This window comes from Vibrio sp. R15-SG3-ISO1B, from assembly GCF_059833835.1.
Window position 1 is genome coordinate 14,714 of record NZ_JCBDGG010000036.1, and the last position, 12,716, is coordinate 27,429.

The following is a 12,716-nucleotide window of genomic DNA, read 5'->3' on the forward strand; positions in this document are numbered from 1 at the left end:
CGCTCTTTTGGGCAAGTTGAATAAGCGTGCTGCCCTCAATGAAAGCCGAAGTGAACCGTATGTCGGGTCACTTCGGCTTTTCTGTCATTACTGAGCCTAGAGAGCGTCAATTTTCTTCTTTTCTGACAGAGTTGATTTGTCTGGTATCTCCCGAACTCATGTCATACTCTTCCTACAAAATTTAAAATTATTTATATTTAACAATTAGTTATGAAACCCACGTTGAACGTGCTCGTTTGACTTTGCTTCCTATATCCATAGTCTTGCCGGTCAGTAGAGTAGGAAAGACTTATGATGCCACGTTTTCAAACACGATTTCACATGCCGCGCCTGCGCGTGATGGCGCTGTGCGCGCTTTGCCTGCTTGGTTTAGGTACAGGTGAGGTGAATGCGACCAAAACTGCGCCAGTAGCGCCGACCAATGAGCCACAAAGGGCGACGTTGGTGTTTGGTATCGTGTCGAAAGAGGGAGCGATGGGTACCCACCACGATGGCATCAATGCGTTTGATGCCATCAATCAAGACTATCTAGTCAATATCGCCAATGCGCTGAAGTTGAAGGTGGAACTGAAAGGCTACCCGACGGTGTCTGCACTGCTGGATGCGATTGAGCGTGATGAAGTGGTCGGGGCGGTGGGCTTTAGCCGCACCAAGGAGCGAGCCAAGCGATTTATCTTCTCTAAACCTTTTTTCACCAGCAGTGTGGCGGTGTGGTACGCCGATCGTCATCTCGCCAAACATGCGCCTGAATCTCTTGCTTGGTCATGCATTCGCGGTACTTCTCATTGCGAACAGCTCAAATCGGCGGGCATTGATAACATTCACTACGCCCGCGATCTTGATGATGCCAAGCAAGCGATGGAGTTGGGATTGAGTGATGCGCTTATCTCCAGTTTCGTGGTCTTAAACACTTTTCTTGATGGCCATGACATCGTCAAAGGTACATTGGCGACGCCAGAGTGGGTCAAGAGCGAGAAAGTGCGCTTGATCACCACCGCTAAATATCAAAGCCTTGTCGATCGCGTCAATCAGGTGCTGAATTTAGAAGAGCAGGGGGACAATGTTCGCTCGATAGTCTCCGACAACCCTTATCACTCGGTTGAACTCAAACTGAACGATTTTCAGCGTACCCATAGTGCCGAAAAGCCGATCACTTATAGCGCCGCGACCACCGCCTATCCGTTTCTGTTTCGTGGTGAAGACGGCAAGCTTGATGGCTTTTTGCATGATTTCTTCCAACTGCTTCGCTCGCGGACAGGACTCGAGTTTACCCATGTAGAGCCTGATCATCTCGATGAAGGGAGCTTGTCAGGCTATAACGCCGATTTGGTTCCCGTGGCGTATACCGATGAAAAACCGATGGCGAAGTGGCAACTGACTGAGCCCTTTTTGTCCCTCAACTATGTTGCCGTGACCCGTGAAGGTGACGTGCCTCAACATCAGGGGCATGACATTGTCGGCGTTTTGACCAGCAGTGAGCACCAAGGATTTGTCCATCTTACCGGGTGGCGAGATCGCCAGATCAAACAATACGACACCCTGAAAACGCTGATTGCAGACTTGAAATCTCAAGCGATTGATTTTGCTTATATCCCTAAAGATATCGCGCACGGTTTGGTGGTACGAAGCGATGTCGGCGGGCTCGAAATCAATGAGCGTGAGCCTCTAAAAGTGCACCTTGCGTTTGCGGTGAAAAACTCCCCGCAGTTGAAGCGATTGCTCGACAGTGTATTTAGCACCATTGACGTTAACGAGATGGCGAAGCTGATGCGAGGCTATCGCCAAATCAACTTCATCTACGGCTATGACAACAAGCAAGTGGTGCAGGTCGCTGGCGCTGTGCTGACATTGGTATTGCTGGCGGCGCTACTGACCTACTTTATTATCTCTAACCTCAGGCTCAAAGTGGGCTTGGCTGAGGCAAGTGCAAATCAAGAAGAGAACGAAAAAGAGTGGTTGAAGACCATTATTTCAGAGCTCGACAGTTGGGTATTTATTCATGACAGCCGCAACCAGATGGTGCTGAGTAACTGCGAGCACGTTCAACGTGGCGATTGCAACGGGTGCACCGTGGCCAGTCGTAGCGCGCAGTCGCCTTTGGTCGATAATGCGCAAGAAGTGGAGCGGGTATTGGCGGGTGAACTGATCGCAGATTATCACCAAACTCAAGATTGCCGTCTGTCGGTGGCGCACATTTTCCGCCAACGTAAAATGATCACGTCTCCGAGCTCAAACAATCGCTTTGTGTTGACGGTGCTCAACGACATCACCGAGCACAAAGCGAAAGAAGCCGAGCTTCTCAAAGCGAAGCAACATGCACAGGAAGCGGTCGTCTCTCGTGAGCGCTTTTTGGCAACCATGAGCCATGAGCTGCGCACTCCCATAGCGGCAGCACAAGGGCTATTGGAGCTGATGCAAACCAAGCCGTTGCATGCTGACGTGTCTGAACTGGTGGAACAAGCCAAACAATCGACCCGTCACCTCAATCAGCTGGTGGATGAAGTGCTCGACTTTTCAAAATTGCACGCCAATCAATTGCGTGTGAATCCGGTTGAGACCGATCTGCTGCAGGTGGTGGGGGAGACGGTTCGTTCCTTTGAAAGTGCAGCGCAGAGCAAAGGGCTGGAGTGTCGCGTAGCGTTTTTACCTTTTGCCCAGCGTTATGGCGTGATTGATGATGTGCGAGTGGTGCAAATCATCAACAACTTGATGTCTAACGCGATTAAGTTCACCCAGACGGGCTTCATCAAAATTGATGCATCCGCCACTGATCGGGCACTCAACGTGACGGTCTCTGACAGCGGCATCGGAATGACGCGCGCCCAAATAGAAAAGATTTTTCAGCCGTTTACCCAAGCCGACGATGGCGTAACGCGCCAATTTGGCGGCACCGGTTTAGGGCTGAGCATTGTTGATAAGCTGGTGGCCTGCATGGGTGGGTCATTAAATATCGAAAGCATCGTCAATGTTGGCAGTGTGTTTCGCTTGCAGCTGCCACTCAAACCCAGTGCTCGCTTAGATCCGATATTGAGCGATGTGAGCTACAACGAATCAGGTTTACCTGTAGAAATGACACAGTGGTTTCGCGCCTGGGGAATGAAAGCCTGTGAGGGGCTTGCGGATGTGATGATGCTTGAAAACCATCATCTTCAGATTCGAGGTTTGAATGATGACGTAAATGAGATGCCGAGTCAGCATTATCGCTACCCTCATATGGTGCTTAAAGCCTTGACGGAGCGCACGCGTCAGACATCGACCTCCACGTCAGCAGCTAAGGATGCGCCTGCAAGTCCCGCGCTGTGCGGACGTGTTTTGGTAGCGGAAGATAACCTCATCAATCAAAACATCATCGCGATGCAACTGGCTGAGTTGGGCGTTGACGCCAAGATTGTCGATAACGGCGAACAAGCATTGGCTTATCTTGCTCAGCACCAGGATATCGATGTGCTGCTGACTGACTTTCATATGCCCATCATGGACGGTTTTGCCTTGACGCGTCACATTCGTCAAGACTCGACACTGAGTGCGTTACCCGTGATTGGCCTCACCGCAGAAGATTCGCGAGTGGCGACGGAGCTTGCCAGCCAAAGCGGCTTGGACCATGTCCTTTGCAAGCCTTATTCAATGGCGCAATTACGCGCTCTGCTTGGCTTGTATCTGCCCGCAGAGGCGAACGAAACCCGCGCCATGCCTGCTTGGCTCGCTCAGTTAAGCGAGAGCGAACAAGCCGAATTTGCGGCGCTGTTTGTGCAGTCGATGAATCAAGATTTAACGGTGCTGCGAGACAGTGATGACATGGATGTGCTTCGTAAGGCGATACACAGCATTAAAGGCGGCTTGGCAGCCGTTGGGCTCACGTCACTGATGACTCAGTGTCAACACATAGAGCACTCTTCTGCTCACTCATTCTCTCAGGGAGTCGCGTCATTGATTGATAGTCTGACGCAAGAGGTAGCCGCGGTAGACCGCTGGAGAACCCAATCATGACACACACAGTGATGTTATTAGACGACCACCCCTTACAGCTAAAAATGCTGGACAGAGCGCTACGCCAACTCGGGGTGAGTGATATTCACAGTTTTACCTCGGTAGATGCGGCGATGGCGTCAGTGAGTGAACGGGATTACCAGTTGATCTTGTGTGATTTGAGCATGCCCGGTCGAGATGGTATCGACATGCTTGAAGCGCTCAATGAGGTCAGTTTTGCTGGACATGTCGCCATTCTCAGTGGGCTAGATCAACCTGTGCTCTCTACCGTGAAAGCCATGTGTCAGGGTTACAGTTTTGACCTTATTGCCCAGATCAGTAAGCCTTTTGTTGAGGCCGAATTAAGCGCTCTATTTTCCTACATCAAACCGACCCCGCGCACATTCGTTCAACGCGCGCTAACGCTAACGGATGCGGAGTTTTTGCTCGCATTGGCTGCGGGGGACATTTGCAATTTTTATCAGCCTCAAGTGGATTTCAATACTGGTGAGGTAGTGGGCGTTGAAGCGCTGGCGAGATGGCAACACCCAGAGCATGGCACGCTCTTCCCCGATACCTTTCTTCCTATGGTGGAGCGATGCCAGTTGTCGAACGAGCTGTTTGATACCGTATTGCTCAACGCGCTCATGGATATGCAGCAGGGTTTGCTGCCCGCCAAAGTCTCCGTGAACGCCGATCAAGCGAATCTGGAGAACCCCAATTTTGCCGATCATGTGCTGACGCTGTGTCGTCAGCACCGAGTGGATCCGCAGCGTCTGACGATAGAAATCACCGAAGAGTACTCGTATCAGAAAAATCGTGCGCTATACAAAAACTTAGCCAAGCTGCGCGTCAATCACATCAATGTCGCGATTGATGATTTTGGTACAGGCTACTCCTCGTTGGAGAACTTGTATGCCTTCCCATTTAACGAAATCAAGATAGACCGCACCTTTGTGCTTGGTCTTGAGAACGACACCAAAAAGCAGCGCATCGTGACGTTTATCAGCCAACTTGCGCAATCTTTCAACATTCATGTTGTGGCAGAAGGTGTGGAGACGAAGCAATCGTGGGATGTATTGCGCGGGTTGAGTGTGCATACCTGCCAAGGCTACTTGGTCAGTAAACCTGTTCCTTTGGCAGAGCTGCCGCTTTGCCAACCTAATTTAGTAGAGAGCTTATTATGAGTAAATGTCGCTGTTTAGTGTTTGATGACCATCCACTGGTGGGAGTGGCGATTCGCGCCACCATCTCAACCTTACCCTTTATTGACAGTGTCTCTGTGGCCAACAACGCCAAGAGCGCGCTCAATACTATTAAGTCAGGGGCAGTGGACTTACTTATCTTGGACATCAATCTCACCGATGTCGATGGATACGATTTCTACCGCCGTATTAAGTCTCATGGCTATCGCGGTAAGGTCTTGTTCTATTCGGCGGAAGAGAGCGCGCTGTTTAGCGAATTGGCGTTTAAAGCAGGCGCTGACGGTTATGTGTGTAAGTCGGAGCAGCAAGAGATCTTGCGTGACGCAGTAGAAGGGATCTTCAACGGCTATACCTTCTTCAAGTTCAAATCAACTCCGAGCCCTGAGCGCGAGAAAGTGGATCTCTCTAATCGTGAAGCCGTCGTGATGAACCATTTACTGCGCGGAAAAACCAACAAGGAGATCGCGCATATTCTGTCGATCAGCGACAAAACCGTGAGCACCTATAAGAAGCGTCTTTTAGACAAATATGGTGTGGGCAACTTAATGGAGCTCAACAAGGTTGCGGCATTATGATTAGCAAAAAAGTGAGTCGTGTCAGCGTGCTGACGAAGTCTTGCGCGTTGGCGTTTATCACCTATGTCTTGCTGTTTTTTGCCTACTCCTATGTGCAAGTCAGCACGAAAAAAAACGACTTCAAGCTGCTGAAGGAAAGCATCGATACTCAAAAGCAGCGCCTGATTTACACCTCTTTGTTTGTGAATACGGTTTTTCATATTGATGAGGCGGTGTTGGAGGAGACGTACAACAATATCGGTCAATATGGCATTAAGACCTACGTTTACCCACTGACCGGAGAGTCGCACCAGCTAAATCGCGATGAGAAAGTGGTGTTGTCCTCACTGATTTATGCCTTTGGCAATATGAATGCGTTTTTACTCGATGATCGCTCTGCGACTTACTACCAATCGTTTCAAGGGCAGGGAAAGTTCATCTTTTTCAGCGATATGGGGCAAATTGACTTGGGTACACGCGCCATCCACGATCAGCGCTGCGAACGCTTTCGAACTTGTTCTCGATTTTCCACCGCAGAGGCGCTTTCAGATCGCTTAGTAGTATCAAAAATCTACCAGGATATGATCTCAGGCGAACCGACAATAACGCTGTCGAGCCCCGTGTTGCATCGTGGTGAAGTGATGGGTGATGTGAGCGTAGATATGTACGCGTTTGGTTCAAAATTTGGTGAAGAAGCGACGTACAGCTCAGGCAATGTGGGCGAGCTTAATTATGTGCAAATCAGTTACCCGGACTACCCGTTGGCAGAGCTGGGCTTTCGCTCGCACTATGTGATTGATAACAAATCGGTGCTCAGTTTCAATTATCCGGTCAGCAAATTGTTGCTCGATACGTTACCCGCCTTTTTCTTGCTTTGGTGTGTCTCGCTACTTGGCGTGAATCACTATGCCAAACTGCGAGAGGCGAAAGCCAATATCGCCAAAGTGTACGAAGAGTCACACCGTGATGAGATGACAGGGCTGTATAACCGCAAGGTGTTCAATACTCGCAAGTTTATAGAAAAAACGCACAGTGAAACTCTGGCTATCTTGGCCGTGGATGGTAACAAACTCAAAACCATCAATGACGAATATGGACACCATACCGGCGATGAAGCGATTAAACACATTGCCAACGCGATGAAGCGTGTTTTCCGCGACTCCGACTATCTTGTTCGCTCGGGCGGTGATGAGTTTCTCGCCATCTTGCCGGGGTGTACTCCACCTCGTGTGTTAGAGCTCAAAGAGAAGTTGCAACAGCAGGTATCGGCTCAGCTGTTAAGACCGATGAACATCGCGGTGACCGTGAGCGTGGGTGTGGCGTTTAAACGGCCAGATGATGAGCTAGACCATGCGCTGATCATGGCGGATGAAAATCTCTATCAAGACAAAGGCAAGCGGGGGGTAAGTAAGAGGTGATGCAGCAAATCCAGCCTAACGATCACACGGAGTGGCTAGATGCCTTTGAGCCAAGCACAAGGCCGATGATGGCGCAGTGCTATATCGATGTGATGCAAGAAGACGCCACCGGTTTAACGCAAGCGCTTGAACGGGCGGATGCAGTGACCGTTCGCGCTCTGCTGCATAAGATCAAGGGCGGCGCGGCGATGGTGGGTCACCACTTATTGGCGAGTGAGGCGCATCACTTATTGCAAGCCAGTTCTCTACCGGCGCAGGGTGAGCCGGCGCTTATCCTATTTTCACGAAACCTAAGCCAAAGCATTGAGCATGTCGTGAACTGGCAATCAATGCAGACATCGGAGGATGCAGGGCCATGAATGGGATCAATGTCAGCCAGCTTAAAGTATTGGTCGCGGATGACTCGCGTTTAGTGTGCAGCTCTATCTTGTTGATCCTAAGAGAGATTGGTTTTGATAGCAGTAACGTTGTTTGTGCCTATCGGCCAAATGAGGTGATCAATCACTGCAAGCAGATTGCGTTCGACATCGTGATTTGTGATGTGAACTTCAATAGCCAGATCAACGGCTACCAACTGCTCGAAGAGTTGCATCACTTACAACTGCTCAAAAGCGATCTCTTTTTCGCCTTTTTAACCGGTGAAAACCAACCGCAAATCGTGCGTACCATCATTGACTGTAACCCGGATGATTATTGGCTTAAGCCCTTCAATAAGCCCTTTCTCTCTGCGCGTCTTTACAGCGGTCTCAAGCGGAAAAAGGCACTGGCGAGTGTCTATGCCGCTATTTATGACAAGCAATACCAACACGCGCTAGAGGTATGTGATGAGCTGCACCCGTTTCACCCGCAGTATGGGCGTCATCTGGACCATCTGAAAGCCCAATGCTATGCCCAGTTAGGTCAATATGAGGATGCGGCCCAGCAGTATCGCGCGCTGCTCGATGAATATGATTGCGACAGCGTGAAAACCGCATTGAGCAAAGTGCTGATTGAACAAGAAGAGATTGATATGGCGAGGGATGTACTCAGCACCTTGTCGAATCAAGACAATAATCCCTACTACCATGATGGGATGGCGGCGGTGTGTGTGCGAAACGACAACATAGAGGGGGCGATAGGACATTTAAAATTGGCCACCAACCTGCTTGAGGCAGGGACAGAGCGCGAGCTGATTCTCTCCAATCTGTCGCTAGCGATTGCTCATTATGACGACGCGTTTTATTACATTAAGCGCTACAGCGAAAAGAACGAAAATACCTACCGTCAAAGTGAATACATCACGCTCAACACGGTCCGCAGTTTTCTCTATCGAGCCGTTGATGAGGATAAGCCCGCAGTATTTGAAGCTCAGCGCTACCTCATCAATGGTAAGTTGGATGAGCTTGAAAAGTGTCGTCATCTTGATGTGCAAGTGACGTTGCTGCATGTGCACATTCATTGGTTGTCGCAAGATATGCGCAGTGCCGTGTCGCTCATCTCTGAGCTCACCGTTGATAAGCCACTACATTTCTATGATTATTTTCATTGGCTCTATCTACTAGAGCACCTGTCGCTGTTTAACGACATTCCCGTGCTCTTACAGCAGGCCAAAATGGCGATTCGAGACGAGCAAATTGCCCATATTAAGAAGAGCCAGCACGTCATGTGGGCAAATTTTGAAAGCCGCTTCAAAGATAAGCAGCGCCAAATTCAGCGAGTGAAAAGCATTATGGCGCAATGGAACGAACGCGACGAAAAAGAAGGCGAGAAATACTTAGAGCAATACGCGACGCTCAAAGCTCTGATGCCGAACTCCTACAAAGTGAGCTTGGCGATCATCAAGCTACTCGCCAATAACCGCATTCGAATTCGCAACTACCGAGAGGTATTTAACTTGTTGGCGGATTGCCATCGAGTGGTCCATGCGCAAATGTCAGCACAAGAGCGCAACAACAGCAATTACAAAAAGCTCTATGCGATGGCGAAAGACAATGTGATGGAGTATGCCTAAGCCACCGGAGTGACTTAGGCAGGATATTAAGCTTTGATACGAATGATCGGATGATATAGGTTAGAAGCCGCGCATTTGGATACGACGCAGGAACTCCGTCATCAGGCGGTCATAGAGAAGATCGCCAAGGAAAGCGTCTTCAACATGATGGTCAATACTCGGGTTGTCATTGACTTCAATCACGTAGACTTGACCGTCGATCTCTTTCAAGTCGACACCATATAAACCATGACCAATCAGATTCGCTGCTTTGACCGCCACATCGACGACATTCTTTGGCACTTGCTTAAGATCGAGCGTCTCAAAACTACCAGATGAAACACGGCCACTGTTGTGGTGTTGGTAGATTTGCCAGTGACCACGACTCATCATGTATTTACAGGCAAAAATCGCTTGGTGGTTCAAAACACCAATTCGCCAGTCAAAATCGGTCGGCATAAAGGCTTGAGCCAAAATCAATGCGCTTTTCTCAAATAGCGCCGCCGCTTCGCGCTCAAGCTCCTCTTGGTTTTTAACTTTCACCACACCGCGAGAGAAGGCGCCATCTGGAATCTTAAGCACCATAGGAAAGCTCAACTCGCTCAGCAAGTCGTCTTGCCAGTCTGGGTCAAAGCGATTCAAAATCACGCTTGCAGGCGCAGGGACTTTGTTGTTTTTCAACAGCTCAGTCAAAAACACCTTGTTGGTACACTTCATGATGGACTCAGAGTCATCCATCACCACTAGGCCAAGCTTTTCGGCGGTTTTAGCAAAGCGGTAAGTGAAGTTGCTGATGTTGGTGGTCGCGCGAATAAACAAGCCATCAAATTCGCCAAGACGCGAAATGTCGTCTTTGCCAATCGTCTCTAGGTTCATCCCCAAGCGATCGGCTGCACGCTTAAAACGCTTCAATGCAGAGGCATCCGATGGCGGCATTTTTTCCTCTTCATCGACCAGCATTGCGAGATCATAGCGGTATTTTTTCACCTGCTTGGGTTTGCGCCAAACTTTGTCTGAGAACTGCTCAAGCGACTCGATAAAGAAGTTTTCTTCTTGATCCTCAAGCTCTTGGAACGGGAAGGCCGCCACAGATTCGATTTGCCACTGCGTTTGATGTTTGGTCATCTTGAGCTCGATGATCGGAATCATAAACTGCTCAAAAAGCTGACGGGCAAGTTTTTCAAGCCCTGCTTGTTGCGTACGACCAAAATAGATCTTGCAAGACAAGGTCGTTAAGTCACTCGGCAGTTTACTCAGCTTGAGGAAATTAGATGACATCAACAGGGGTTGAGAAATATCATTGATAGCAGTGACCGTCGGGATCACTCGGTGACGACGGGCCTCGGCCATCAGCGAACAGTAGTAACCACTGCTCATGTAGCTGTAATCGCGACATAGGTTGACCACTTGAACATTACGTTGGGTGGTTTGCCAATCTCTGTCGAGGTATTGCGCCACGCTCACCACTTGTTCTGACGGGAAATATTGCTGCCAATCACTGGTTTGGTCGGCGACAATTAATAAGTTTGCCATCTATCTTGTTCCTTAATAATAACGCTATGATGGGTAAACACTAGCATAAGCTTTTTTGAAGGTATCACATGAATTTTCGCCAATCGAAAATCACAGATCTCAGTGCGTTAAATCAGTTGGAAAAGTCACTTTTCTCCAGTGATAGGATCTCACCACGGCAGATGAAAAGGTTCATCCAATCTGAACATTCTTCTTTGTTCGTAGCACAGTGCGATGAGCAGGTGGTTGGCTATGCATTAGTTTTGTTTCACCAAGGAACACAACTGTCGAGACTCTATTCCATCGCGGTGATGCCACAGTACCGGGGACGAAATATTGCACAATCGTTGATCGAAATGTGTGAGCGCGCTGCCGTCGAAAAAGGCTTCACAACAATACGACTAGAAGTGCGCGAAGACAATATAGGCGCGATAAATTTATACAAGAAATTGGGCTATAAAACCCTCAAGCTGCTGATCCATTACTACGACGATTTGTGTGATGGGCTAAAAATGCAAAAACGCTTAAGTCATTACGGACCTAAGACCTTGTTAAATATGCCACTTTATGTGCAAACCACGCCATTTACTTGTGGCGCGGCGTCGCTGCTAATGGCTTTTGCGCATTTCGATAAATCACAACCTCTGACACGCAGTGCCGAGTTGCAATTGTGGCGCGAGGCGACGACGATTTTCATGGCGTCAGGCCACGGTGGGTGCAGTGGTCATGGGTTGGCACTGGCAGCGGCACGACGCGGGTATCATGTCGAGCTGTGGAGCCAATCCCAGTCAACGCCATTTATCGACAGTGTGCGTGATGACAACAAGAAGCAAGTGATTGAAATTGTTCATCAGGATTTTTGCCAACAGTTGGCGGAGCAGGACGTGGATATCATCGACTCTCCACCGTCACAGAGTCAGTTGGAGCGCTGGGTGGAAGAAGGGGCTAGTATTTTGCTGTTAATCAGCACCTATCGTTTTAATGGCAGCAAAGAGCCGCACTGGGTGGTACTGAGTGGGATGAGCGAGCAGTTCTTTTTCATTCATGATCCGCACGCTGAATCTGAGCTGGATGCCGTTGGCTCGGCGCACGTGACGGTCAGCAAAGCGGCGCTGTCGCAGATCATCGGTTTTGGCAAGCAGCGTCATACCGCTTGTGTGGTGATTCGCCCTGCGCACTCTGAATCCAGCGCAGTGGCGTCACAGAGCTAGTTGACCGAATAACGCTTAGATTTGTTCGCGTCAGCGTCAGGTTGCTCGCTTTTACTTTCGTCTTGGCTATTAAGGCTTTGCCATTTCAGCGCGCCATTGCTCTCAAAGTCGTTGGCTTTCGAGCAGCGCAGCAGGTGATCTTTGACTTCAATCACGGCGCCCAATGAGTAGGCTTGGTCTTGGTAGTAGCAGACGCGCTCAGCAAGGCGCGAAGCGTTGACGCCGACAACCGGTTTACCCGGCGTTGTGATGACGGTTGCCAACGCAGGATAAGTCATGCCGAGAGCCAACAACAGACTTAGAATTTGAGTGCACAATCGCATCGCTGCGCTCCTTTTACTCTTTGGTTGATGATGAACTTAGGGGATGCGTTGGCTTAAAACACCATCAAATTTGCGTTGATAACGCGCCAGCATACTTTCGTTGCCCAGCAATCCCCCTTGATGCACATAGAGAATAGTCTTTTGCGGGTGATTTGGGTACCAGCTGAGCAGGCAGCGCCACATCATGGGATCGTAAAGCAGATCAAACTCAACATCGGTGTCGGCCAGCAGTTGCTGCCACATCCGATAGTCCGCTTGATACAACTTGCCAAAGTGATGCTTTTGTTCGAGTTCAAGAACCGTGGGAAACACCTCTTCACCTAATGCTCGCCACTGCGCTTCGAGGTAGGCTCTCCCACCCACACACGGACAAGTCAGAACCTCAATGCCGTGCGGTCTGAGTGCTTTTTGCAGATAGAGCGACGTGGTACCGGTCCCGGAAGGTAGGGCGACAACAAACTCGTGCTCGGGATGATAACGAGTCCAAGAGAGAATTTCTCGCGCCAGTCCTGCCACACCGGGCTCTGCCAGGGTTGAGCGGCCGCCTTCGGGGATCAC

9 protein-coding genes and 1 pseudogene are annotated in these 12,716 nt (G+C 49.6%); 7 read left to right on the forward strand and 3 right to left on the reverse strand.

Going from position 1 to position 12,716, the window contains the following annotated elements:
• The first annotated feature begins 291 nt into the window (after positions 1-291).
• The 6 genes from AC6R0S_RS10965 to AC6R0S_RS10990 are packed head-to-tail and all read left to right on the forward strand — an operon-like array spanning position 292 to position 9,133.
• Positions 292-3,987 carry an ATP-binding protein gene (locus AC6R0S_RS10965; protein WP_500637911.1) on the forward strand — a complete coding sequence of 1,232 codons (3,696 nt, stop codon included), beginning with the start codon at positions 292-294 and terminating at the stop codon, positions 3,985-3,987.
• A complete protein-coding gene (locus AC6R0S_RS10970) occupies positions 3,984-5,153 on the forward strand; it encodes an EAL domain-containing response regulator (RefSeq protein ID WP_500637912.1) in 1,170 nt (389 codons plus the stop codon). Before AC6R0S_RS10965 ends, AC6R0S_RS10970 begins: the two co-directional genes overlap by 4 nt.
• A complete protein-coding gene (locus AC6R0S_RS10975) occupies positions 5,150-5,746 on the forward strand; it encodes a response regulator (protein WP_500631658.1) in 597 nt (198 codons plus the stop codon). Before AC6R0S_RS10970 ends, AC6R0S_RS10975 begins: the two co-directional genes overlap by 4 nt.
• Entirely contained in the window at positions 5,743-7,143 is a 1,401-nt protein-coding gene (locus tag AC6R0S_RS10980) for a sensor domain-containing diguanylate cyclase (RefSeq protein WP_500637913.1), read from the forward strand. Before AC6R0S_RS10975 ends, AC6R0S_RS10980 begins: the two co-directional genes overlap by 4 nt.
• The gene (locus AC6R0S_RS10985) at positions 7,143-7,502 is read left to right on the forward strand and encodes an Hpt domain-containing protein (RefSeq protein WP_500637914.1); all 360 of its coding nucleotides are present in this window, start codon (positions 7,143-7,145) and stop codon (positions 7,500-7,502) included. The genes AC6R0S_RS10980 and AC6R0S_RS10985 overlap by 1 nt, the downstream gene beginning before the upstream one ends.
• Positions 7,499-9,133, forward strand: coding sequence for a response regulator (locus tag AC6R0S_RS10990; protein WP_500637915.1), 1,635 nt, complete (start codon positions 7,499-7,501; stop codon positions 9,131-9,133). Before AC6R0S_RS10985 ends, AC6R0S_RS10990 begins: the two co-directional genes overlap by 4 nt.
• Before the next feature lie 60 nt (positions 9,134-9,193).
• On the opposite strand, the gene AC6R0S_RS10995 is transcribed toward AC6R0S_RS10990, so the two are convergent.
• Entirely contained in the window at positions 9,194-10,645 is a 1,452-nt protein-coding gene (locus AC6R0S_RS10995) for a RimK family ATP-grasp domain-containing protein (RefSeq protein ID WP_500625593.1), read from the reverse strand.
• Positions 10,646-10,713: 68 nt separating this feature from the next.
• On the opposite strand from AC6R0S_RS10995, the gene AC6R0S_RS11000 reads away from it, so the two are divergent.
• Positions 10,714-11,835 carry a GNAT family N-acetyltransferase/peptidase C39 family protein gene (locus tag AC6R0S_RS11000; protein WP_500631653.1) on the forward strand — a complete coding sequence of 374 codons (1,122 nt, stop codon included), beginning with the start codon at positions 10,714-10,716 and terminating at the stop codon, positions 11,833-11,835.
• Here the strand turns inward: AC6R0S_RS11000 and AC6R0S_RS11005 are convergent.
• On the reverse strand, positions 11,832-12,158 hold the full coding sequence (locus AC6R0S_RS11005; protein ID WP_500633521.1) for a DUF1496 domain-containing protein: 327 nt from the start codon (positions 12,156-12,158) through the stop codon (positions 11,832-11,834). The genes AC6R0S_RS11000 and AC6R0S_RS11005 overlap by 4 nt on opposite strands.
• A gap of 36 nt (positions 12,159-12,194) precedes the next feature.
• Positions 12,195-12,716 (reverse strand): annotated as a pseudogene (locus tag AC6R0S_RS11010) (1-aminocyclopropane-1-carboxylate deaminase/D-cysteine desulfhydrase); the annotation flags it as partial.

Bases quoted from the DNA above. Each gene is read 5' to 3' on its own strand.
- AC6R0S_RS10995 (WP_500625593.1), bottom strand. From the start codon at position 10,645: ATGGCAAACTTATTAATTGTCGCCGACCAAACCAGTGATTGGCAGCAA.
- AC6R0S_RS11005 (WP_500633521.1), bottom strand. From the start codon at position 12,158: ATGCGATTGTGCACTCAAATTCTAAGTCTGTTGTTGGCTCTCGGCATG.
- AC6R0S_RS10980 (WP_500637913.1), top strand. From the start codon at position 5,743: ATGATTAGCAAAAAAGTGAGTCGTGTCAGCGTGCTGACGAAGTCTTGC.
- AC6R0S_RS10975 (WP_500631658.1), top strand. From the start codon at position 5,150: ATGAGTAAATGTCGCTGTTTAGTGTTTGATGACCATCCACTGGTGGGA.
- AC6R0S_RS10990 (WP_500637915.1), top strand. From the start codon at position 7,499: ATGAATGGGATCAATGTCAGCCAGCTTAAAGTATTGGTCGCGGATGAC.
- AC6R0S_RS10965 (WP_500637911.1), top strand. From the start codon at position 292: ATGATGCCACGTTTTCAAACACGATTTCACATGCCGCGCCTGCGCGTG.
- AC6R0S_RS11000 (WP_500631653.1), top strand. From the start codon at position 10,714: ATGAATTTTCGCCAATCGAAAATCACAGATCTCAGTGCGTTAAATCAG.
- AC6R0S_RS10985 (WP_500637914.1), top strand. From the start codon at position 7,143: ATGCAGCAAATCCAGCCTAACGATCACACGGAGTGGCTAGATGCCTTT.
- AC6R0S_RS10970 (WP_500637912.1), top strand. From the start codon at position 3,984: ATGACACACACAGTGATGTTATTAGACGACCACCCCTTACAGCTAAAA.